Source organism: Acinetobacter sp. WU_MDCI_Abxd143 (genome assembly GCF_025514195.1).
GTDB lineage: Bacteria > Pseudomonadota > Gammaproteobacteria > Pseudomonadales > Moraxellaceae > Acinetobacter > Acinetobacter pittii_H.
The window spans coordinates 51,183-75,400 of record NZ_JAHPTH010000011.1 but is presented as its reverse complement, the minus strand read 5'-3'; the positions used below and the strand labels follow the sequence as shown (position 1 = coordinate 75,400).

Sequence of the window (24,218 nt, the reverse complement as noted above, 5' to 3'; positions counted from 1 at the left end):
TTAGAACTTGGAAAAATCTAGCTTTAGCAAACTACCTAAATCACGCACGACATCGTAATCCTTATCTGTTGCAGGCCCGAATCCATCAGCCTTGAATGGTTTCAACACGTTCGGATCTTTCAAATCGAGGAAGGCAGCACGAATTTTTACTTTTAGCTCTGGTTTTAAGTTAGAGCGCATAGTCCATGGGTACTGAGGAAACGGTTTTGACTCCACTAAGACCTTCACTTTGTTTAGATCGATCAAGCCGCTCTGAACGAGCGATTTGAAAATGGGCTTGCTCAGACCACCGGCCTGCGCGTGTCCATTCTGAACTGCCATCGCCACTGCATCGTGAGCGCCTACGAAATGCTCCTTGTAATCCTTTCCGGCAAATAATCCTTTATCAGCAAGCATTGATTTGGGGATCAGGTGGCTGGATGTAGAGGCCTTGTCACCCCAGGCAACGGCTTTTTTCTTGATATCTGTGATGTTGTTGATGCCCGCCGCCTTATTCACAATTAGCACTGACTGATAAGTTGTTGTGCCTTTTTGTTGCATTGCTGCAAATGGTTCAATCTTACTTTTCTGTTTGGCCAATACATAAGACAAGGGCCCAAAATATGCAAGATCAATACGACCGAACCGCATTCCTTCAATCATTGATGAATAGTCAGTGGTAACAATAAGCTCAATCTTTTTGCCCAGAGCTTTTTCAAGATACATCTCTAGAGGCTTATTATTTTTAATGACGGTTGATGCATTTTCATCAGGCAAGAGAGCAACTTTTAATGTGCCGGGGTCAGGATTAGGTGCGGCATATGTGACACTACCTAAGAGGCAAAACGATATTAGAGCCAGTACAGCGAATAGCTTTTTCATGGTTATTTCTCCTCAGTTCTTAAGTTAAACAATGGTTATGAGTAATATTTGGAATGTTTGAATTCAATTACGCTTTTTGTTCATAGAGTTCAGTTACATGCGTTTGTGTCAGAGCCGCTGGTATTGCATCGAACACAACCTTGCCATGAGCCAGACCGACGATTCGGTCAGCATAGCGTTTAGCGAGATCGACTTGATGTAGGCTGACTACAGCGGTTATGCCGTCTTCTTTGCATATCTGGTGTAAGAGCGCCAAGACTTTGTTGGCGGATGCTGGATCAAGGCTTGCCACAGGCTCGTCTGCCAAAACAAGTGCCGGTCGCTGCGCTAATGCCCGAGCTATACCCACGCGTTGTTGCTGACCGCCACTTAACTCATCCACTCGTGAGAGTGCTTTGTGAAGTAGCCCAACGCGGTCAAGGCTGTGTAATCCAATAGATTGATCCTCCTTCGATAGAGGAAAAAGAGTACGAAGCGTCGAGTGATAACCTAGTCTACCCATTAGCACATTTTGCAAAACAGAAAGTCGACCAATTAATTGATGCTGCTGGAATATCATGCCAGTACGCCGACGATGCTCTTGCAATATTTTTTTGTCCAACAATGAACCTAACATTGTAATGTTTATATTGCCGTTAGTGGGTTTTTGCATCAGGTTAAGACAACGGAGCATTGTTGATTTGCCTGCACCAGAGGCACCGAGCAACACTGAAAACTCTCCCTGTTGAAACGTGAGTGAAGTTGGATGCAACGCAATCATTTGTCCGTACTGGACGGTAATATTTTGAAGTTGAATCATTGCTGCCAGACCCTCGTTGTTGTAATCAATCTTTATTTTTGATTACGAAATCAGATAATGAGGTGAGCATAACGACTCAATGTTACAGTTTTATTGCGAGCAATTAGCAATCGCACTCAAACGCTTGGCTATAAGACTTCCAATTGGTATGCAGTGAGGCGCCGGTAATTGGCGGAGCTAGCTGGGAGGGGTTTAGCAGGATTTTAAGGCACACCCTGGCGTCCGCTTCTGGCCGAACGCAGCTGGAAGGCTCAAAATAGGTCGAGACACATTAAAATTACGTCACTACTCATAAGTGGCGATTATGTAAAATCGTTTGCGTGGCTTTTAACCTACTACTAATCAATGATGTGTGCTGATAAAAACGGAAGCTTTCACTTGGTAAACTAAACGTACTCATCAGGAGTTTACCATGAGCAAAAAACCAAAGTTTTATACAGCGGAATTCAAAGCTGAAGCTATAAAACAGATTGAAGAAAATAAAGGCAATGTTTCGGAAACAGCAAGACAGCTTGGCATATCCATGCAAACGCTTTCCAATTGGTACAGCAAAGCTAAATCTGGAACATTAGTTGGAACACAACAATATTCCCCTGAACTTGCTGCTCTGCTCGAAGAAAATAAGAAGCTGAAACAGCAACTTAAAACTGCGGAATTGGAAAGAGAATTCTTAAAAAAAGCAGTAGCGTACTTTGCCAAAGAAAGTCAGTGAGGTACGCCTGCATGAAACAGTATAAAGATACATACCCAATCACCATGATGGCGAAGCTGTTAAAAGTTTCAGTATCAAGATTTTATGAGTGGTTGAAAAGTGGCTTAAGCCAAAAACAAATTCGAAGAAATCAGCAGACTATCATGGTGAAAATAGCACATCAGGAGACCAATGAAAGCTATGGCTATATTCGCCTGAGTAAGCATTTACACGCTCAAGGTGTTCAAATTAGCCAATATGCAGTACGTACAATAAAGAAGGTCAATAAACTCTTTTGCAAGCGCCATAAGCGCTTTAAAAGAACAACAAACAGTGATCACAACCGTCCCGTCTACAAAAACTTATTAGAGCAAAAATTTAACGTGAGCACTCCAAACCACGCGTGGGTAAGTGACATTACCTACATTTGGACAAACGAAGGATGGCTATATCTGGCTGCTTCAAAGGATCTTTATACAAAGCAGGTTGTTGGCTATAGTCTAAATGAACGTATGACAGCACAGTTGGTCTGTGATGCTCTTAAAATGGCTATTCGGAATCAAAAACCGCCACAAGGCTTAATTGTTCACTCAGACAGAGGCAGTCAATATTGCAGTCATGTATATCGAAATATGATTGAAAAATATGATTTTCAAGGTTCAATGAGTAAGCGTGGAGACTGCTTTGATAATGCACCAATTGAAAGCTTCTGGGGCATATTAAAGAATGAACTTATACACCATCGTACTTATGAAACGAGGGAAAAAGCGAAAGCAGATATTACAAAATACATAGAGCTATTTTATAATCAGCAAAGAATCCAAAAAGGATTGGATTTTAAGACACCAAATCAAATGGCAGAGGACTTTTACAGGTTGGCTGTCTAGAATCCTCCCAAGCGAAAGCCTCCGTTTTTATCAACACACATCACTTCTAATAATCCCATATCCTTTAGCAAGAACATTCCTAGGGTTTTGTAGTAGGGTTTCTCTCATCAATGTGTCGATTTGAGTCGAAGCAAATTTAAGTTGTTGCTGAGAAAAATACTGCGTTGTTGACTTCATCAATTCAAGATTTTTTTGCGCTGTATTTATTTGATTCTGGGCATGGGTTTTGATGATATTCATCAACTGATCATTTTGACTTTGATAAGCTGAAATTTGATGTTGAGAGAGTAGTTTGATGGACTGAATAAAATCGATTGCCTCCTGAGATCGTTCTGAAATCAGATTACGTATTCCTGCAATCACTTTACTTGGGGTATCAAAAGATCGGTGTGCAATTTCATCTAAAATGGTTCGATCTTTCTCATGACCGATACCGACCCAAATGGGTACTTTTCGTTTGCAGAGTAAGGTAGCTAGATCATAGTCATTTAAATAAGCTAAATCATTGACTGCTCCACCACCTCGTATGATGACGATGAGGTCAGGTGGGGTTGTATAGTTTTTTGCCCATTAGCGCAGACCTGAGCTTAAAGACTCCATAATGCGAGTTAATTTTTTTATTAATTGAGCTCAGCCAAATCAGCTACTATGTCTTTACTTTTTCTGTACACGAACGAAGCTTTCCAAGTTGTTTTTGCTTTTGCGTAATTTGTTCAATTACACCTTAGTGTTTGTAGTCTAATTTGATTGTTTTAGCTAGGGTATCAGACTAATTTTTATTAGTCGTTTTGATTTTAGCTATACAGAGTGCTGATCGCACTCTAGATTTCTTAGACATATATTTTCTACTCCTCAATCCACTCCGTATAAATTTGGCAATGAAATAACCAAAGCTACAATAATTCAGTTAGCTTAAGACAATAGATAGATTGCATTTAAGCTAAATTCTTACAGAGCAAATGGTTATTTAAGATCAGGAGTAATTGGTTCTTGATCTATTTCATTCTGGTCGTCCAGAGATGTAGCTGATTGTTTTTTGGTCGGCTTTACCTCTTGAGTATTTGACTTAATAGGACGAGGATATTGGACTGGAGGCCTTCTACGAAGTTTTACTACTGAATTGTAAGGTGTTTTACGACTATTTTGTTGGTGAGATGAGAAAGTGTTTTCAGGGGTGAGCGATGGAGGAGGAAGTCTATTATCACTTTGTTCAGTCATTTCTTTTTTAGGTTCAGTATTATCATTTTCTGATTCAGTTATGGTTATTTGAACGGGTTCTGTAATGGAATTGTGAGAATCAGTCTTAGTTGTAGATTTCTCTTCTTTATTGATGCTTTGACATGAATTGGTTATAGCGTGATTTGTTTGCGCCTCAGATTGCATGTGTTTTAGAGAACTTTTATCTGCTCCCGCTAAATTTTTATCTAGTACTACCAGTGTATTATCTTCATATTTAGCGATGTTGAAAGTTGTTTTTTGAAGTGAGCTTTGTCGATAATTTGTGAGTTCAGCAAGATAGACTTTTTCACGTTCATAAGCTAAATCCAGCTGCTTTTGCAGGGTAATATTTTGCAAATATAGCATGTTGAAAATATGTCTAAAATTTTCTTCATTTGTACTTTCTTTCTTTTTTAAAGTTAACTCGGTAATAACCCGAATTGCATCTTCAAAATTTATTTTTCCATTTGAAATTATAATTTTGCCTTTTTTTATAAGGTAGTAAATCTTAGATCTTGAGAGACCGGTATGCTCGCTTAGCTCTATAACAGTCACTTCTTTCATGATGAAACCATGGTTAAATTCTGTTTAATTAAACAGAATTTTATAAAATAATTAACCATTTTTCCACAAAAGATGAGACCCAATGAGTGTGTCTGAAAGTGAAAGAAGATTAACTATATTATTCATAGTGATTTTTAATTTTATTAATACTGAATAATGATGTAAAATAATGTGATTAATAGGATTTAATTTATTGAGAAAAATCACTTCATAGCTGATAATATCAGCTATTGACTAGTTTTTTTACGTATCTATGGATAATTATAATTTAATAATTAACAATGATGATCTATTGGGTTTGCTTTTTAATAAAGTTCCTTATATTTGGCAAGCGTTAGATTACTCCTTGAAGAGTGATCCGGCTTACCAGCGCCCTTGTTTATACAAAGAGTCGGTTCAGGTTATCCGGGCCTTAGAAAAGTTTGTGGGGGATTTGAAATCTGGAAGCGTGCCTCGCGTGGTTCATTTGGACATTGATGTGACTATGCATGCTGAACTTGACCATTCATTTCTTGTTTATTTTAATGCGCTGAGATTTGAGCGTGAAATGTTTGATATGAGCTATCTTTGGTTGGGTTTAAATTGGGTTTATTATCAACATTTTTTAAAAGAAGATGCAGTTGATCTACCAAGTATTACTTCTGGTATTGAACAGATTTTATTGAATTCCGAAGGTCTGCAAGAGAGGAAGCAGCAATGGTCGCTTTCAAAATTCACATACGACAAAGCTTGGAGATTAATTAATTACTTTTCAGACGTACAGAAAACTTCTTCATATATAGAGAATACCGAAAAGCAGACTCAGCAAGTCGTCGAGAAGATTAATCATGCTTTTAAGGATTTTGATACGCTTTTGGCAATACATCAGAAGGTATATATCTTTGCTCTTGATGTTCGGTTTGTGCGTACACTGAATCCATTAGAGAATGAGTCTTTAGAATGCTTGATTGAGCAAGTACTTAAAGATCGGGCTGATATCCAGAATGCTATTTGTGATTCGATTCCATATTGGCTATGTGCGTATACCAAACTTGAGCATGATTATCAAAATGGTTTAAAACTTTCATGTATTCTAATATTAAGAAGTCATGGCATTGATCAGGAAGCGGCTATTATTGCTCGTCTACAGGAATTATTGAAGAGAGATTTTAGTCAATATAATGCTATTGATGTCATTAATGGAAATGAGTTTGTAAGGACGCATGCTAAGAAAAATGCTGTTGGACATGTTGGAGTCAGTTCGTGTAAACGAATTGAAGAATTTAAGTATTGGGTACTCAGCTATTTTTTTAAAATAGATTCATTTGCAAGGCTCATATATCCTAAAATGCCTTTTGAAGTGAGTAAGGTCCTTTATCATTCGGATTGGCAACTGCCTGAAATAAACAGGCAAGCTGTAGTACCTAAGAAAGGCCCTATGCCTAAAAATCTTGCGCAGATATTGCAGGCATGGAAACCGCCCAAAGGGATATGGGATATCAATCATCTTGATAAACGTGTGGCTGATCGTCTGCTTGTCGGGCAGATTTACTATAAAGAATTTTGTGCTGAGCAAGGGCTTCCAATACAGTATGGAGACTTATTGTTCCTAATTGAGATGTTTATTGAAACCTTGTTGCCTAATCAACATCCAGCTTTTAATAGGGTGGGATTAATCCAGCAGTCTTACTTTTTGAATGCTAGAGAGATACAAACAACTGCTACACAGCTAGGTCATCAGTATTTATCGCTGTTGATTCAAATTAAAAGTGATCTTAACTTTTGGGATAAGCTTGATTTTTTAATTCGTAATCGTGGATTTCGACCATGGTGGTTTCGTAGCCTAGATGACCTAATCTTGTGGGAAAATTTTCAATCGATAATTCTTGAAGGCCTTAACTTTAATCAGCCTGTAGATTCTGTTGTATTAGGTCGGTTGAATAGTAATATCCAGAATATACGGGGTTTATTCTTTTCAAAGCAAATTTCAGAAGGTGATAAACGTAAGCTTTTAGAAAAACACTATACTCAATGTATACGTAGATATGCCAATACACGAGAATATCTTAATCGTATCTTGGAGCAGAATTGTTGGGCTTATCGTATAATCGTTGATACTCGCTCATCGAAAGGAAACTTTACTCAGCCAGAATTCTCAAAACTATTTACTGAGTTTATGCGCTTATCAAAGAGAGCTAAACCTTGTTGTTGGTTGCGTGGTTATATTGGGGGCTGGCAAGAGAATAGCTTGAATTTGATATCAGAATTTAAACTGGATATTGTATTGTTCTTTAATGATCGTTGTCAGGAACACTTTCAAACGGTAGTCCATGATCTGAATAGGCGCTGGAACAACTTTCTTGATACTAAAGCCTCTCAGATTTTAAAGCTGCAAGATGTTGAAAATATAAAATTCCATGGTGCTATTAAATCGAGAGTATTAATGCATTCTGCTGATGGATTGAATGCAGTGTATAATGCTCAGAACTCTTATCATGTCTATCTTGAGGCATATGATAAAAAAATGAAAAAAGAGTTCATTGAGCAAGTCGTAACATATTTTGCTTATCGGGATGTATTTCATCCCCCATTTAGCCATTCAGTTCCAAAGGCTTTTATTAAGGGGGCAATGCCGAAAAAATAGCATCCTTAGCGTTCAGAAAGTTTAGATTCAATATGCTGATTAAGTTTCAACATGGACTAGCCAACACGATTTGTGGTCAAGCAAACATGTTTGGGGACGGTTGATGCTAAATCTAATTTTTTCGCTTAAGTCTCGTTTTTATTTTTTTGCTCAGCGACCGATGCTCAGCATGTCTCAGAATTGTCTTTATACAGTGATGTGCAGACAGTTACAACATCGTTGAAGTCGGTAAATAGTATTATTAATCATATATCTATTCTCTTATACCTTCATTACTCAGTAGACATCATACATACAACAACTCAACCACTAGGTGAGTTGTTGTTAAAGACTTTAAATCAACTTAAGCATTTAAAGCGATGATGAACAGGTGGTCCCTAAGATCACATGTGAATCTACTGATGATCAGAATTCTTATTGGTAAGAACTACAATAAAAAAATACTTCTACTGCTTGAGATATGACATACCTTGATTGGAACATCCTCATGCGACTCTCTGACCACATTCATCAAGCTTCCGTATTATCCGATATACATCACTTCATTGAATGTAATCTTAACCACTATGTTGAACATGCTGTCTTCCTAGACTTACTACAAGAACTGATTGTACGCTTCAAGCAGTACCATCAGGAATTACTCAGCTATGCTGCAACCATTGAGATATTTGTCCTACTGATGCAGGCTGTTGAGCAGATGCTGGATGGACGTATTTACGATGAAATAAGTACATTGGATGCACAGCAAGTGAATCAGTTACAAAAGTTGATCTTGAGTCAACGTGACAAGGTAAAGGAGCATTTGCAACGTTATAAAGAACAGCAACAACGTAATCGCGAATCAATTCAATCCTATATGCAAACCATCATCAACGATCATCACAAGCTGTTATTGGTTCGTGTTGATCTAAGTTATACAAAGGAGAAGCATGGTCAGATTGGTTTACAGGACTTTTATCAGCATATCCAAAAATTAAGACAATTGCTTAAAGACCAGCAGGGGTGTTTTACTGAGTTGAAAGGATATGTGCTTAAACTGGAGCAAGGGAGGGACAAAGGATTCCATGCTCATCTGCTATTCATCTATAACGGTTCAAAGCGTCAGAACGATACCTTTCTTGGACAAGCAGTGATTGATAAATGGCAAGAGATTGTTGGGGAAGGTGCAATAGGCAACAATTGTAATACCGTTAAATACAAGCAGCGTTATCTGCAAACGGGACGTCTCGCATTGGGTATGCTGCATCGTGACGATAAGCAAATGACTGACAATGTGATGCTTCTGTTGAATTACTTTGCCAATGAGGACAAATATGATCAAAGCTTATTGGTTAGCTATGCAAGAATGCGTTGTTTGAGTAAAGGGGAATATCAACCGCATGGGAGACAGTATCAATTGAAGTCTGAATGCAAGTGAGTCAGTAAAAAAATACATCGAGTGCCGTCTTATGAATGAATCACATAGGACGACTTTTGACATGAATTTCAAACAAGCTGAACTCTTCGTTGCTCCAAAATTAGAGCAGGATGTACATGATTTTTATATTGCACTTAAGCGTGCAACACTGGTTGATAGCGATTTAAGAAAGACTTGGCGACGCTCATTCCTCGAGTATTGTCAGGATTGGCATTATTTGCTGTTTTCACATCGAGAATTTAAATTTGGGTTTTGGGTGACCCAATTTAGCAACGCGTACTATGCATGTGTCGCGGAACAGGAAGAATTTCAGATTTGGCCTGAGAATGAGAAACAATGGGCTGACTTAGTGTCGAAGATACTCAATAAATTAGAAAAGTTATTTAAAAGCATTGGCTTTCAAGAAATGCTAAATAAGTGTAATGCGGCTTATGAGAAAAAGATCCAGAAATTGATGGACCAATACTCAAACATAAATCGACTGAGTGTGGATGCGCCTGATCTTAAATTCTATTTAACCATGCACCCGCATCCAACAGCACAAGAGCTGAGTCATATTCAAAGTTTTAGTCGAGCATTGAAGCAGTTTGAGCGACGACTCATGGATAAATCATGGTGTCGTGCACAAGTGCTGTACCGTTTTTATCAGATTTATCGTGATCCAGAACATCAACACTATGTGGTGCGCTACTACTTAACCTTCCAAAAAGCATTCTATGATGAAGAGACAAATTACTGTGCAAAGTTGAGGGAGATCTGGTCGGATGTCACAGATGGCATAGGGGTTTTACTGGAGCAAAAACAGTTTAAACCTGATGTTCAAGGCAATCGAACAGTACCCTCGTTTATGAATGATGATATGGAGTCCCCATTAGAAAACCTTGAAAGTTTAGATGTCAGAATGACTTCACTTAAAGAGCATGCAACCAATCTTTATGTGTGGGATCGTGGTATGGAGTCATTCAGTGGTCAGCTCATTCAACATAAATAGTTGAATTGAAACGCAGGGGTTAAGCCGCCATGAGGAGGCTTCCCTTATTTAAGCTAAATAATAAAAACAAGTTTAATGCGGTTCAAAGTGACATACATAATCTACAACGTCTTCAGACTGGATCGTAAATTCACTGTTGGGTGGAATAATAAAAGATTCGCCTGAGCTGTAAGTGGAAACTTCAGATTGATCTCCAATTTGAACTGCACATGTGCCTGAGATAATTTCAATCCGCTCTTCGAGATGAGTCTTAAAGGTGAGGGGATGTTCTGAAGGCAGAATGACACCGAGTGTCTTTTTGCTGCCGTCTTTTAAAATGAGCACATGGCTAATCGACGAACCATTAAAATGAATGTTGGCCTTTTTTTTAATTGAAACAAAGTTAAATTGTTCTGACACGATGAGTGATCTCAAAAAAATTATTGTCTTGTGTTTTGAGAATCATAATCAAACGAATGATCAAGACTCAAGTTAAAAATGATTCATCGATTGCTTAAGCAGATTTCACTATCAAATAGCTGAGAGAGATCATAGCGTTATCCAACTTACGATTTCCTGAGCAGCCATAACACCCGTTGCTTGACCGACGGGTAAGCAGCGATTATCCTTGGCGTGCTGGCCTACATTGCCAGTGGGTTTTGACAGACCCAGTTAAACAAAGACGAGATACGAAATTGATTTTTTGTGTGTCGTGTACCCGTTCGTCCCCCTTTCTTCTATGGTAGGGCGGAGGGGGGACGCGCTTGCGCGTGCTGGTTTCTTTGTTTACCAGTCTGTCAACCCTCTTTCGTCCTACCACCATCAATTGACAGTGATTTGGTAGGCTTTCTTGAAACAAAGGAGTCCGCTATGCATACTGACATTTATCTTTTGGCTTTGCCATTTCCAAACTTAAACCGATTGTACTTTTTATTTCGATTGCCCTTGGCAAGACGATCTCACGGCTGTGCTTTGCCTGATTCCACTCAATAACGTTTAGATCTGATCTACAACGACGAATAATAAAAGGTGGTTCTATGGCACATGCCCCGATTTGGGTGGCGTGTCTGATGGTGCCTTTGTGCGTCACGGCATGCTCAAAAAAAGACAGTCATGTTTATATCCCTGATGAAGCCGAGGCTTTATCTGAACGTATTCAAACTCAATCCAATCCTGTTCCCGTGTTAGTGACGGCTGAACAGTTACAGCCCTTAGCCCCGATTGATGAAGTCGATGACGGTGCATTAGAGAGCTTTCATCAACAACTCACCGACAAACAACAACAAGCAGACTGGCAAACATTCCGTCAGCAACTCAAACTCAAACCTGATCAGATAGTTTGGTTGGGCAGTCAACGTAGACGCTTTAAGGAAGACTTCAATCCTGTTGATCTCAGATACAGCGATGCCTATCCGCAAGCCAATCAGTTGATGATCAACTACTTTCGGCGTTTGAAATCTCCAAACTCGATTGAAGCACAAGGAGAACTTGAAACCACAGCAGAGTACCAACAACGGCTTGATGCGGCACAGCAACAGCATCAACAACTGACGGGCAAACTGAAAGTTGATCTCAGTCATTTAGAACTGGCACTGAATGTATTACATGCCCCCGTTTGTTTTAATGCCGATGATCAAGATGCTTATAACGCGATTGAATACGATGCAGATCATGAAACTTTAAGTTTGCGCACGAGCTTTCCCTATGTCACCGAAAAAGAGGTACTGGCACAAGCCTACAATCCGAACTTTGATGGGCAACAGGTCGAAGTACTGAAAGTAGAACTGCATTACCCATTGGCTCAAGCTAAAAGTAACTTGGAGGATCTAAAACGCGGTACGTGTCTGGGTTATCTCCTACAACTCGATGCAGGGCAGCGCCTCACGGTCAAACAACTTATCCTCTCCGCTTATTCCTCAGATACGGCTATTCCACAACCTGTTGTCTATCGCTTTCAACCGCAGCAGTTAGGTTATGACCTTTATCAAGAACAACAAGAAGTGACTCGACGTGACGATGGCACACGCGATTACCATCCCAAGCCACGGCAGCTTTTACGCAGCACAGATATTCCGATTCCACAGCAGATCGATTATCGCTTTGGTTTAGCCAATACGCCCGTTGAGACACAAGGAGCAGCTGATGAGTAAGCTATTTTTACAATTAAGCCGTCCTTTACTGCTCAGCATTGGATTGATGGTTGGACTAAGTGCTTGTGGTGAATCACGAGAAGCCATTATTCCACCCACGGCAAATGATGCCTTACATGCCATGCGACAACAGGATGACAGCATCGTACAAGTCAAATTGCAGCAATGCATACGCAGTAATCCCTTTGAAGGGCAACCAGGCAATGGCCCAGCTTATGACCAGTATGACTGTGAGGTCGTAGTGGAACGCTACGATGCGGTACTTGATCAAAGCATGACACAAGCACAATCCGTTCTGCTTAATTTAGGCAGTAGTGGTTGGCAGGCTGAGTATTAAGCAGCAGCCCACATTAAAAACGTAAATAAAAAATATTCAAATACACAACATCTAGATGAAGTAGGACGCTACCTACACCCTATCTAGTCTTCAGGATATTAACAATGACAGCACATCTACACGTTCAACAACAAACGCTTCAAACGAATTCAAGCTTTATTAATCCCTTAAAACAACTTCTCTGTACTGGCGCACTTTTAGGCGGTGCACTGTTGCTTGGACAAGCGACCCAAGCAGGCAGCTATCAAGAATACACCTATCCCTTACAACTGGTCGGCGTTGAGGGAGGAGTACAACTGCGCTGTACTTATGTTGGCTATGAACGTCAGCGAACTCGTCAGACATTTCTGATCAGTGCGTTACGCAATGAAGGCGGTTGTCCACGTAATACCTATTACAAACCAAGTCGGATGCAATTGATTATTGCCGAGACAGGGCAAACGGTATTTGTACGTTCTGAAGAAGTGCGTCAAGCCACCCGTCAAGACTATACGGGACAGCGGATGCAAGCCCCTGACAAACCTGCATCTGCCAAGATCAATCGTTGTCACATCATGGCGACCCAAGATGCGAATGGCAAAGTCACTCCTGGACCTGCCATAACTGATCCAAGTTGCAAGAAGTAGGTCAGACCATGAAAAAATTCTTTGGCTTTTATCTGATCGCGACCATTGTCTATGCCGCGATGTTGATGCAACGCACGGCTGAATTACAAGGCGGTTATGTCGGTGTCGATTACTTAAGTTGCCTGCTGTTCTTGATCAAAGGATTGATGTGGCCGTTGGCAATTGTACGTTGGCTTTTCTAGCACACACCTCAAACCTGATAGCAATCATTCTCCTTGATTCAAACAGGGAGAGTGAAGCTTTATTGAGATAAAGAGAAAGACCAAGACAAAAAGGATAAAAATATGAATAGAAATTCTACCGATTCAAGCTTGACGAAAACCCTACAACCGATGCATTGGGTATTGATTGTCTGCGGCATGATTGTGTTACTGACCGTAGCAGTGTTATATAACCAACAGCAACAACGTCAAACAGATTTAAAACTGGCACAACTCGCAGCGACACAATCCCAAGCATCTCATTCAAGCACAGCTACAACAACTGAACCATCCACATCCGCTGATTTAGACATGGGGGAAGATGGTATCTCCATGAGTACAGACTTCGTTGAAGCTGAATCCTCAACTTCAACGGGCAACGCCGAACGACAACAACTGAGCATGCAGGTTGATGGCGAATACCACGAAGATCAAACCTTGAGTTCTAATCCTTCTACTTATGGCTTAAAGCCGATACAAGCTGCTTCGGCAGATTTAAAAAGCATGCTGCCTGAGATTGATCAGATGTTGCGAAGCCACTTAATGGAGGAGTGGGGACGTGCTGATCGTGATCAAGTCCAAAAACGTGTAGAAGGCTGGAATCAGCAAGGTAATGAGCTGACTTATCGTGCAGCTTGGGATTCAGATCGTTATCAATGTACGTGGTATGTGGTGCGTTGGAATCTAACTAGTCAACAAGTACTGCAAGAAGGTTATCAACCGTGTTTTTAAGTTGACCCCAATATCAATCATGACAGGAATAAAATCATGAAGATGTTTCAAACCAAAATTACAACACGTTTAGCTTACTTGAGCTTTGCGGCATTCAGCCTATTGATCACGCATACTGCGATGGCAAAGACGGAACAGATTATTTTAAAACAGGACCTTGGCTTAGGTGAGGAGGCGATTATCTTCAATACCAAAAAGGGTGAAGTGATCTTGAACTACTATGCCTTACCTGAAAAAGTCGCGCAGCAAATTGATCAGTTTAAAAAGGGCCAGTGTCTCGAAATTCAGTCCAAACACGGTTTCTATAACGATACCGGTGATGGGCAATACATTCAAAGCATTCGCCCCTGTAAAACCAAATCAAGCTTAGCTCGACCGAAAGTTACCCAATAGACAACCGCCATGAACAAGCGCAGATTTATGCTGATCTGTTTATTGTGCTGTGTCTTCATTGCAACACTGCTTTGGCTAATCATGCAGCGTGATCAACATCCAGTATTACAAAAAACGCTACAGGTCTATGTCATCAAACTCTTACAACTGCTTGCCAAGCTTTAAATCCAACCCAACACAAACTCAAAAAAACCTGCCCATCGCGGCAGGTTTTTTTATGCCCGTTTATGACTGATGTTTTATCTCAGGAGATCCAATATGTCCAAAATTTGTTGTCCCATGTGTGGCAGTGATCAGGTTGAAATGATTGCACAACCGCAATTCCAACCACCACCGAACCCAACGCAATCAAACTTTCCTAAACCTCCGATGCATAGCTTGATGCATTACCTGGTCAACTATGCCGCGATGGGAGCCACAGGTGCCCGTATGTTGAAAGGACAAAAGCCAATGCTGCTCATTATTGGGGCGGTGATTGGCGGGGCGGTGGGATGTGCGGCTTGTCTACTCAATCATTTACAGGATGCCACACCGACTCAACCTCCGACACCATCCATTCCTGCTCAAGCTCGTGGGCAAACTTCGTATCAATGCTTGGAATGTGAATATTGCTTTGCTTTGGCTTTTCAATATGAGCCAGAGACTACTTATCCCATGCATCACAGCCGTCCTTTCGAATAATTGCAGTTTCACAATTTTATTTAATCTCAACAGGAGAATGCTTTATGGCACATTTAGTCGACAGTATGGCTTTTGTCGGTCAAACCCCTTGGCATGGGCTAGGTAATCAACTCACGCCCAATCAACCGATTGAAGTTTGGGCACAACAAGCGGGTATGGACTGGCGTATTGAAACGTCTGATGTTCGTTACATGGCACAGAACGTACGCGGACAAGACATCATTCTACCCTTTGAAGAACAACGGGTACTGTATCGCTCCGATACCCACGCACCTTTATCTGTGGTCAGTCAACGCTTCCAAGAAGTGCAACCGATGGAAATCTTAAATTTCTATCGAGACTTAAGCGAACAATCGGGATTTGAACTCGAAACCGCAGGGGTGCTGAAAGGCGGTAAGAAGTTCTGGGCATTGGCAAAAACTGGACAAAGCGCAGCCTTAAAAGGTAAAGATGTCAGTAATGGTTATATTCTTTTGGCGACCGCTTGTGATGGTACCTTGGCGACCACTGCACAATTCACCTCTATTCGTGTGGTGTGTAACAACACCTTAGCGATTGCACTGAAAGCCCATAACAACAGCTCAAGCAATACGGGCGTGGTCAAAGTTCCCCACAGTACTCGCTTTGATGCAGAGAAAGTCAAACATCAACTCGGCATTTCAGTGCGTGCATGGGATGAACACATGTATGAAATGAAGCAACTGAGTCAACGTAAAGTCACGCAACAAGAAGCGGCGGCTTACTTTGATGCGGTGTTTAACAACAGCAATCTGAGTGTGGCGGATCAAGAGGACAGTATCATTCAATACTATCGCAATGCAGCTTTGCCTAAACTTGGACAAACCAATACAACGCTAAAATCCGACATTAAAACTGAACCTAATGGCCGCGCCATGTCAAAAGTCATGACCATGTTCAACGGACATGGACGAGGTGCAGAACTCAGTTCAGCCAAAGACACAGCGTACGGTTTACTGTGCGCAATCACGGAATTCACTGACCACGAAAGACGAGCGATGAGTACCGATCATCGATTGGATTCAGCATGGTTTGGGGCGGGGGCTGCGATTAAACAACGGGGCTTGGAACAGGCTTTACGTATGTTGGCTTAACCTTAGCCCAACTACTATCAAACTCAACCATCATTTCCCTTACAACCTATCCCACCACAGTGACTCAAATTTCAGCTTCATTTAAGCTTTTACCATTAGCCTAAGCCAGTGGTTATACGATAGCCGCAGTGCAAGACCCTTCGCCACGCTCAGAGGTGGCTTTTTTTATGCCTGAAATTTAGCGGTTGCTGTGGTGACGATACTTTATTCAAAAAGGAATCGCGCCATTATGAATAGTCATCAACACATTCAAAACGCATTAAACCAACCCCCATTACAAGCCTACCCACCGAATATCAATCCATTCACTCAACAAGTGGAAGTGGGCACTCGAAGCAAACGTAATTCAGCTCAACATTCCCAAAATAAACAACCAAGAAAATCCAAAACACCCGCAGCCAAACGGCTTGCCAACACCAAGCAACTCAACTATCAACAATGGCTTGAAATCCGCAAACAAGGCATCGGCAGTAGTGATGCTGCAACCGCTTGCGGACTCAATCCCTATATGTCGATGTTAGAACTGTGGATGATCAAAACAGGTCGAATGCAACAGAACATCGAAGATGAAAGTGCAGGCTATGCACCGTTGTATTGGGGGAAACAGCTCGAACCATTAGTAGCTGAATACTACAGCATGCACACCAATAACAAAGTGCGTCGTGTCAATGCAGTATTACAACACCCTGATGAAGACAAGCACTTTATGTTGGCAAATTTGGATTATGCTGTAGTCGGTAGCGATGAAGTTCAGATTCTAGAATGTAAAACGGTTGGAGAATATGGTGCAAAGCTTTGGCGAGATGGTGTACCGCTGTATGTACTTTGCCAAGTCCAACATCAACTCGCTGTCACAGGCAAACAGGCAGCGCATATCTGTGCCTTGATCTGTGGACATGAAACCAAAATCTTTAAAGTGACCCGTAGTGAAACCGTGATCCAGCACATCATCAATGCGGAACGCCACTTCTGGCAATGTGTTGAGTCGGGTATTCCACCGATTGTCGATGCTTCTGATTCAGCAGCCAAAGCCTTACAACAACTTTATCCAGAACAAATCCCATTAACCGTAGAAGACCTGACTCAAAATGAACAAGCCAACTATCTCTTTAACCAACTGTTAGAAGAGCGACAAAGACTTGAACAACACCAACAGTATTTCGATGAACTCAAACATCAAATACAAATGCTGATGAAAGATGCCGAGCGCGCGGTATTTACAGGCGGTTCAGTGACATGGAAGAAGGCACAAGACGCCACCACCTTAAATAGTAAAGCGTTACTGAAACAATACCCTGAATATCTACAACAATTCCCACAAACCAAAGTAGGGACACGAAGATTTCAGATTTATCCGAATGGTGGATAGGGCAGCTACACATTCCAGCATTTATTTCCCCCCAATAAACGTATCAATTACCAAAGCCACATTAAATAACCCGATCCCATGCCTCAACAGATATGGGATTTTTTTATGCCCAAAATCTAAACATTACTTCAACACCTATATAGAGGACATCACCATGATTAAAGGTTTAGCAATTACACCACCCGTTTTAGGTCGGATCAGTATCGGTAAGATCGTGGAAAAGAACGGCAAACGTCTGCCTGAAAAGGACGATCAATTTACCATTACCAGCCAAATTCAAGGAAAAGACGGATGGATTAAGCATCCCTTGGATGAACAACTCCGAGCAAAAGCTTCGAATCAAAAACTTAGAAGCATTCCAGTGCGGATGATCTTTAATGATCCTGAACTGAATCTAAGGGCAGAGTACAGCCTATTTGACCGACAAACAGGACGCTTAATCTGTTCAGGCAATGGAGAAACTTGCCAGCGACTTGGACAAAACGGGATTGAACAACATCCATGTCCATCCCCTGATTTATGTCCCTTGGCACAAGGCGGACTGTGTAAGCCTTATGGCAGACTTTACGTCAATTTAGATGAATCCGATGAATTCGGCACCTTCATCTTTAGAACAACAGGCTTTAACAGCATACGAACACTGGCAGCACGACTCCGTTATTACAGTTCGGCTTCAGGTGATCTACTTTCATGTTTGCCATTGCAACTGACTTTACGAGGTAAAAGCACCACAAAAAGTTATCGTACACCGATTTATTACGTGGATTTAACTTTACGTGATGGAACCAATTTGCAGGAAGCGATTAGCAATGCTAAGCAAATCAGTGAACAGAGCAAGGCAGCAGGATTCTATCAGGAGGCTTTAGACCAAGTAGCGCGGAAGGGCTATGGTAATGCGAGCTTTGAGGTGGGCGGTGAGGAGGGATTGGATATTGTTGAGGAGTTTTACTCGGATGAATCTGATCAGCAAATCCAAGACACATCGAATCAAGTTGACCGTGTTCAGGATATTCAGAAAGGGTTGCAGCAGTCGGTGCAGGCTTTGAATTAGACGGTGTTGGATCAGATTGGATCAAGTAATTTTTTATTTAGGAGACCTATCATTTGAGCAATTACCGCTCGCATCAATGATTAGGAGTTAAACATCATGAATGCGTTTACAGGTCAAACTTTTCAGATGAACCAAATTATCAACATCAAGCATGTTGTTGAGTTTACTGCTCTAAGCCGATCAAAAATCTACGAGATGATTAACAAGGAGTCAAAGTATTATGATCCTACATTTCCTCAACCCGTGCGGTTAACAGAAATGCGTATTGGGTGGTCAGCTTGGGAAATCCATCAGTGGATTGAGTCTAAGATGAAACAACGAAAGTAATAAGGGAGCATTTGCTCCCTTATTTTTTTGGTGTTACTGCCCTAATCAAGTTAATTCTACTTAGGAAAAAATAACTTATCTGTGGACTCTTCATCGAAATCAATATTTTTGAGTTTTTTGTGTGCCAAAAACCTCATATTTTTAAATGCTTCTTTTTAAATATGCTAAATTTCGCATCAATATATTTTTTAAATTTAAGTGATAAAAAACACTTTATAATTTGGAGCTTGTTCAAAATGTCGGCTTTAACGAATTTACTTCAATCAATCGAAAAAATTACACTTACAAATAGAGATAAAGGCACATCATTTGAAAATTTGATGGTTCAATATTTTTTGAATGAACCTAAATATGCTGAAATTTACACAGAAGTTCTGTCTTATTCGGATTGGGTTGGAAAGTACGGTGAAAAGTTAAAAATTACTGATAAACGTGACTATGGTATTGACTTGGTTGCGGTAACGATTGATGGTGAGTTTCATCCAATCCAATGTAAAAATTACAACACTACAAAAATTCAGAAGAAAGATATTGATAGCTTTTTAGGCGGCTCTGGTAAATCTTATTTTGCATATCGTTATATTGTGGCTTCAACGGATGATTGGACTGATAATGCAAAATCATCTTTAGTGGATGCACATCCTCCTGTTGCGACTATTTCATTATTAGATTTAGAAGGAAGTTTAATTGACTGGTCACAGTTTAATTTTGACCCAAATGTGAAGCCTATTTTTCGTGATAAAAAACAATTACGCAAACATCAACGTCCTGCACTTCAAGCTGTTAAACACGGCTTGGCGACTGCTGATCGTGGCAAGCTCATTATGGCATGTGGCACAGGTAAGACTTTTACCTCCTTGCGTATTGCGGAAGAATTAGCGGGGCGTGGTAAAAATGTCTTATTTCTTGTACCTAGCCTTGCGTTATTAAGCCAAACACTTGATGAATGGACACAGGATACCATGATTGGTATTCGTAGCTTTGCAGTTTGTTCTGATAGTGATGTGGGTAAGAAAAAAGATGATGACAATATTGTAGTTGGGATTAGTGATTTAAAATTCCCCGCTACAACCAATCCTCAAAGTTTAGTTAAAGCATTTAAGGCAAGAGATTTATTTAAACCGAATGAAGCGGATGAGGACATGAATGTCGTGTTCTCAACCTATCATTCCATTGATGTGATTGCAGAAGCTCAAAAAGTAGGATTCCCTGAATTTGATTTAATCATTTGTGATGAAGCTCACCGTACCACAGGGGCAACTTTTGAAGGTGAAGATGAATCTAAATTTGTGCGTATTCATAACAATGATTATGTACAAGGGAAGAAACGCTTATACATGACTGCTACCCCTCGTATTTATGGCGATACAGCTAAAGAAACAGAGGGAGTTACACTTTGCTCAATGGATGATAAGTCACTTTACGGTGAAGATTTATATGTCATTACATTCTCACAAGCTGTAAAAATGGGGATTCTATGTGACTACAAAGTAATTGTACTTGCTGTTGAAGAAAGCCACATTAATCGCCAGTTGCAGAGCTTATTAAAAGACGAAAATAATTCTCTAAAAGTTGATGATGCTGCAAAAATTGTTGGCTGTTGGAAAGCACTAGCTAAACAAGGTTTATATAATCCAGATGGTACAGTTGCAAAGCCAATGGAACGTGCAGTTGCTTTCTGTCAGGTCATTGAAAAAGAATACAAAGGTAAAAAACATAAGGTAAGTTCAAAACAAATTACTGAGATGTTTAGTGCTGTTGTTGAAGCCTATCAACAAGCGGAAATGGATCATTTATATAAAACAGAAGAAGATCCATATATTGATCCATCGTTGAAACTAAGTTGCCAAGTGAAACATGTTGATGGTGGTATGAATGCAACAGAGAAAAAAGAAAAAATTACTTGGTTAAAAGAGCAAGCACCTGAAAACACATGCCGTATCTTATCGAATGTGCGCTGTTTATCAGAAGGTGTTGATGTTCCATCACTTGATGCAGTGCTTTTCCTTACACCTCGTAACTCACAAGTAGATGTGGTTCAGTCTGTTGGCCGTGTCATGCGTAAAGCTCCAAACAAAGAATTGGGCTATGTAATTTTACCTGTCGTTATCCCTGCGGGTGTAGAGCCAGAACAAGCATTAAATAATAACGAAGCATATCGTGTAGTTTGGCAAGTATTAAATGCCCTACGCGCACATGATGACCGCTTTGATGCCATGATTAACAAACTTGAGTTTAATGGCAAAGATGTATCTCGTATGGAAGTCATTGCCATTGCAGATAAAGTTGTTAAAAAAACTAAAAAAGCAAAGCCACAACCGACTGATGGAAATGAAACATCTGGTCAATCAGGTTTAAGTGAAGGTAAAAAACGCAAGGCAAAAGCCCAAGCTAGAGGTGGATCATCTATTGGTCAAGCTGCCTCACCAATGCCACAGCAAACAGAAATGGAATTTGAAGTTGGCGAAATTGAACGTGCTTTATATGCCAAAATCGTAAAAAAATGCGGTAATCGCCATCATTGGGAAGATTGGGCTAGTGATGTTGCTAAAATTGCTAAAACTCATATTGACCGTATTCAAGCCATCCTTAAAAACCCTACTAATACAAATGAAATTGCAGCATTTAATGAATTTGCACATGAACTACGTGATGACTTAAACAATAGCGTATCTGATGCTGAAATCATTGAAATGTTGGCACAGCATTTAATTACTAGACCTGTATTTGATGCACTCTTTAAAGACCATAGCTTTGCTGAACACAACCCAATGAGCTTGGCAATGCAAAAGGTACTTGATGCCCTTAATGAGCATCACTTAGAGAAAGAAGCGGATACTCTTAATTCCTTCTATGAATCAGTACGTATGAGAGCAGAAGGCATTAATACTGCCGAAGGTAAACAAAGCATTATCTTAACGCTATACGATTCATTCTTTAAAAATGCCTTCCCACGTATGACCGAGAAACTAGGGATTGTTTATACCCCTGTAGAGGTGGTGGACTTTATTATCCATAGTGTAAATGACGTACTCAAAAGTGAGTTTGGTAAAACCTTTGCTGATGACAATGTGCATGTACTCGATCCATTTACGGGTACAGGTACGTTTATCAACCGTTTGCTTCAGTCTGGATTAATTCCTGCGGATCGTTTGACCTACAAATACAAAAATGAAATCCACGCCAATGAGATCGTTTTATTGGCGTATTACATTGCCTCAATCAACATTGAAACCGTATATCACGATCAGATGAAAACAGTTAATCCCGATCTTGAATATGCACCATTTGAAGGTATTTGCTTAACCGACACCTTTGAAATGTATGAAAAAGATGATCTAGTAAGTAAAGTTCTTGTTGATAACAGTGAAAGACGTAAACGTCAAAAAGAGTTAGATATTCAAGTCATTATAGGTAACCCACCATACTCGATTGGACAGACATCAACGAATGATAATAATCAAAATGTAAAATATCCATCTTTAGATGCTAGTATCCAAAATACTTACGGCAATAATAGTTCCTCAACTCTTCAACGAACTTTATATGATAGTTATGTTAGAGCTATTAAATGGGCTAGCGATAGACTCAAAGGAAATGGGGTTATTGGATTTATTTCAGCTAGTGGTTATGTTGAAAAAAATGCCTTAAATGGTATGAGACATGTTTTACATGAAACTTTTTCAAGTATCTATATTTTCAACTTAAGAGGAGATATAAGAAAAAATATGATGAGTCAAGGAAAGGCTCAAGAAGGAGATAATATTTTTGATGCTGGAAGTATGTCTGGCATATGCATTAGTTTATTCGTGAAAAATACTGAAAAACATGATCATAATATTTATTATCACGATATTGGAAATAGTCTTGATTTAAAAGAGAAAAAAGAAATAATTAGTAAATATGGAAGTATCAAAAATATAGAATGGGATATTATTGAACCTAATGAATATGATGATTGGATAGGTCAACGAGATCTAGACTTTAATCAATATATAACTATGGGTAATAAAAAAGATAAAAATACCTTGCAAATTTTTAATGATTATTCTTTAGGGGTTGCTACCAATAGAGATGCATGGTGCTACAATTTTTCAAGATTTACTCTAGAAAAAAATATCAAAAAAACTATTAATTTTTTTAATTCATCATTATCAGACAAAAGTCTCGAGAATAGTAATGATCTTTCACATATTAGCTGGACACGGGGACTAAAAAAGTTCCATCAAAAAAATGAAAAACTGCATTATGACACTGCTAAAATAGTAAAATCGACTTATAGGCCTTTTACTAAAACAAACTTATATTTTGATAAGTACTTAAATGAAATGCAATTAAAAATCCCTTATTTCTTTCCTAACGGATTGAATAATATATTAATTGTTGTATCTGGAGTTGGAGCAAGAAGAGGCTTTTCTACATTTATAGTTAATCAAATATTTGATATACAAACCTTAGATAATGGACAAGCATTCCCTCTATATTTGTATGAAGAAAGTTCAGAAAAGAAAAATAATAGTGACTTATTTAATAATACTGAATCAAGCACAATAGATAGGAAATATACCATTAAAGATGGAATTAATGATGCTGGATTAAAGCATTTCCAAGAGGCTTATTCGAGTGAAAAAATTAGTAAAGAAGATATTTTTTATTATGTTTATGGACTCTTACATAATGAAGATTATCACACACGTTATGCGGATAATTTAACTAAAGAATTACCACGAATCCCTTGTGTAAAAAAAGCGGAAGATTTTTGGACGTTCTCTAAAGCAGGACGTGATTTGGCTTATTGGCATTTAAACTATGAAACTGTAGAGCCATATAAAGCTAAATTGGATTTTGGTAATAAGTCATTGCAACAATTAGAAGATAAAGACTTTTATGTAACTAATATGACATTTGCTAAAAAAGGGAAAGAAAAAATTAAAGATATGGTAATTTACAATAGTTCTATTACTATTCGTGAAATACCTCTAGAAGCTTATGATTATATTGTAAATGGAAAGTCAGCACTTGAATGGGTTATGGATCGTCAAGGTGTTTCTACGCACAAAGACAGTGGCATTGTGAACGATGCGAATGATTGGGCGATTGAAACAATGGGTGATGCTAAATATCCATTGAATTTATTTTTACGTGTGATAACGGTCAGCTTAGAAACAATGAAGATTGTGAGAAGTTTACCGAAGTTGGATATTTAATTT

At 39.5% G+C, this 24,218-nt stretch carries 21 protein-coding genes and 1 pseudogene; 17 read left to right on the top strand and 5 right to left on the bottom strand.

The window, feature by feature from the left end; translation table 11 throughout:
• Nucleotides 1-861 (bottom strand): phosphate/phosphite/phosphonate ABC transporter substrate-binding protein, encoded by an 861-nt coding sequence (gene phnD / locus KTI79_RS15970; RefSeq protein WP_034672438.1) that lies wholly within the window; start codon nt 859-861, stop codon nt 1-3.
• 67 nt (nt 862-928) lie between these two features.
• Entirely contained in the window at nt 929-1,660 is a 732-nt protein-coding gene (gene phnC, locus KTI79_RS15965) for a phosphonate ABC transporter ATP-binding protein (protein WP_045126841.1), read from the bottom strand.
• Between the two features lie 412 nt (nt 1,661-2,072).
• Between phnC and KTI79_RS15960 the strand changes: the two genes are divergently transcribed.
• Nucleotides 2,073-3,238, top strand: a protein-coding gene (locus KTI79_RS15960) for an IS3 family transposase (protein WP_125316795.1) whose coding sequence is annotated in 2 segments (ribosomal slippage) — nt 2,073-2,340 and nt 2,340-3,238 — 1,167 coding nt in all. Because the reading frame shifts where the segments join, the coding sequence is not laid out codon by codon here.
• A gap of 42 nt (nt 3,239-3,280) precedes the next feature.
• Here KTI79_RS15960 and KTI79_RS15955 read toward each other — a convergent pair.
• Together KTI79_RS15955 and KTI79_RS15950 are read right to left on the bottom strand one after the other, a co-directional pair.
• Nucleotides 3,281-3,841 (bottom strand): annotated as a pseudogene (locus KTI79_RS15955) (exodeoxyribonuclease VII large subunit); the annotation flags it as partial.
• A gap of 360 nt (nt 3,842-4,201) precedes the next feature.
• Nucleotides 4,202-5,020, bottom strand: coding sequence for a hypothetical protein (locus KTI79_RS15950; RefSeq protein WP_052942537.1), 819 nt, complete (start codon nt 5,018-5,020; stop codon nt 4,202-4,204).
• Nucleotides 5,021-5,273: 253 nt separating this feature from the next.
• Between KTI79_RS15950 and KTI79_RS15945 the strand changes: the two genes are divergently transcribed.
• The 3 genes from KTI79_RS15945 (at nt 5,274) to KTI79_RS15935 (ending at nt 10,051) form a co-directional block, all read left to right on the top strand.
• Nucleotides 5,274-7,643, top strand: coding sequence for a hypothetical protein (locus KTI79_RS15945; protein ID WP_199964056.1), 2,370 nt, complete (start codon nt 5,274-5,276; stop codon nt 7,641-7,643).
• Nucleotides 7,644-8,130: 487 nt separating this feature from the next.
• Complete coding sequence (locus KTI79_RS15940; RefSeq protein ID WP_199964057.1) at nt 8,131-9,060, top strand: inovirus-type Gp2 protein; 930 nt, start codon at nt 8,131-8,133, stop codon at nt 9,058-9,060.
• A 61-nt stretch (nt 9,061-9,121) separates the two neighbouring features.
• Complete coding sequence (locus KTI79_RS15935; RefSeq protein WP_199964058.1) at nt 9,122-10,051, top strand: hypothetical protein; 930 nt, start codon at nt 9,122-9,124, stop codon at nt 10,049-10,051.
• 72 nt (nt 10,052-10,123) lie between these two features.
• On the opposite strand, the gene KTI79_RS15930 is transcribed toward KTI79_RS15935, so the two are convergent.
• The gene (locus KTI79_RS15930) at nt 10,124-10,450 is read right to left on the bottom strand and encodes a pyrimidine/purine nucleoside phosphorylase (RefSeq protein ID WP_112987136.1); all 327 of its coding nucleotides are present in this window, start codon (nt 10,448-10,450) and stop codon (nt 10,124-10,126) included.
• A 617-nt stretch (nt 10,451-11,067) separates the two neighbouring features.
• Between KTI79_RS15930 and KTI79_RS15925 the strand changes: the two genes are divergently transcribed.
• From KTI79_RS15925 to KTI79_RS15865, 13 genes are all read left to right on the top strand, one after another.
• Entirely contained in the window at nt 11,068-12,180 is a 1,113-nt protein-coding gene (locus KTI79_RS15925) for a hypothetical protein (RefSeq protein ID WP_199964059.1), read from the top strand.
• Nucleotides 12,173-12,517 (top strand): hypothetical protein, encoded by a 345-nt coding sequence (locus tag KTI79_RS15920; RefSeq protein WP_199964060.1) that lies wholly within the window; start codon nt 12,173-12,175, stop codon nt 12,515-12,517. Before KTI79_RS15925 ends, KTI79_RS15920 begins: the two co-directional genes overlap by 8 nt.
• 104 nt (nt 12,518-12,621) lie before the next feature.
• Entirely contained in the window at nt 12,622-13,143 is a 522-nt protein-coding gene (locus tag KTI79_RS15915) for a hypothetical protein (protein ID WP_199964061.1), read from the top strand.
• Between the two features lie 8 nt (nt 13,144-13,151).
• Nucleotides 13,152-13,325 carry a hypothetical protein gene (locus KTI79_RS15910; protein ID WP_171293787.1) on the top strand — a complete coding sequence of 58 codons (174 nt, stop codon included), beginning with the start codon at nt 13,152-13,154 and terminating at the stop codon, nt 13,323-13,325.
• 102 nt (nt 13,326-13,427) lie between these two features.
• Nucleotides 13,428-14,075, top strand: a complete 648-nt coding sequence (locus KTI79_RS15905; protein ID WP_199964062.1) for a hypothetical protein — start codon at nt 13,428-13,430, stop codon at nt 14,073-14,075.
• Nucleotides 14,076-14,111: 36 nt separating this feature from the next.
• The gene (locus KTI79_RS15900; RefSeq protein ID WP_372552443.1) at nt 14,112-14,468 is read left to right on the top strand and encodes a hypothetical protein; all 357 of its coding nucleotides are present in this window, start codon (nt 14,112-14,114) and stop codon (nt 14,466-14,468) included.
• A gap of 9 nt (nt 14,469-14,477) precedes the next feature.
• A complete protein-coding gene (locus tag KTI79_RS15895) occupies nt 14,478-14,633 on the top strand; it encodes a hypothetical protein (protein WP_199964063.1) in 156 nt (51 codons plus the stop codon).
• Between the two features lie 93 nt (nt 14,634-14,726).
• Nucleotides 14,727-15,149 (top strand): hypothetical protein, encoded by a 423-nt coding sequence (locus tag KTI79_RS15890; protein ID WP_199964064.1) that lies wholly within the window; start codon nt 14,727-14,729, stop codon nt 15,147-15,149.
• Nucleotides 15,150-15,193: 44 nt separating this feature from the next.
• The gene (locus tag KTI79_RS15885) at nt 15,194-16,261 is read left to right on the top strand and encodes a DUF932 domain-containing protein (protein WP_199964065.1); all 1,068 of its coding nucleotides are present in this window, start codon (nt 15,194-15,196) and stop codon (nt 16,259-16,261) included.
• 229 nt (nt 16,262-16,490) lie between these two features.
• The gene (locus KTI79_RS15880) at nt 16,491-17,630 is read left to right on the top strand and encodes a YqaJ viral recombinase family protein (RefSeq protein WP_199964066.1); all 1,140 of its coding nucleotides are present in this window, start codon (nt 16,491-16,493) and stop codon (nt 17,628-17,630) included.
• 154 nt (nt 17,631-17,784) lie between these two features.
• The gene (locus tag KTI79_RS15875) at nt 17,785-18,681 is read left to right on the top strand and encodes a hydrolase or metal-binding protein (RefSeq protein WP_199964067.1); all 897 of its coding nucleotides are present in this window, start codon (nt 17,785-17,787) and stop codon (nt 18,679-18,681) included.
• Between the two features lie 96 nt (nt 18,682-18,777).
• Entirely contained in the window at nt 18,778-19,008 is a 231-nt protein-coding gene (locus KTI79_RS15870) for a helix-turn-helix transcriptional regulator (RefSeq protein WP_199964068.1), read from the top strand.
• A gap of 236 nt (nt 19,009-19,244) precedes the next feature.
• Nucleotides 19,245-24,215, top strand: a complete 4,971-nt coding sequence (locus KTI79_RS15865) for a DEAD/DEAH box helicase (protein WP_199964069.1) — start codon at nt 19,245-19,247, stop codon at nt 24,213-24,215.
• Nucleotides 24,216-24,218 lie beyond the last annotated feature (3 nt).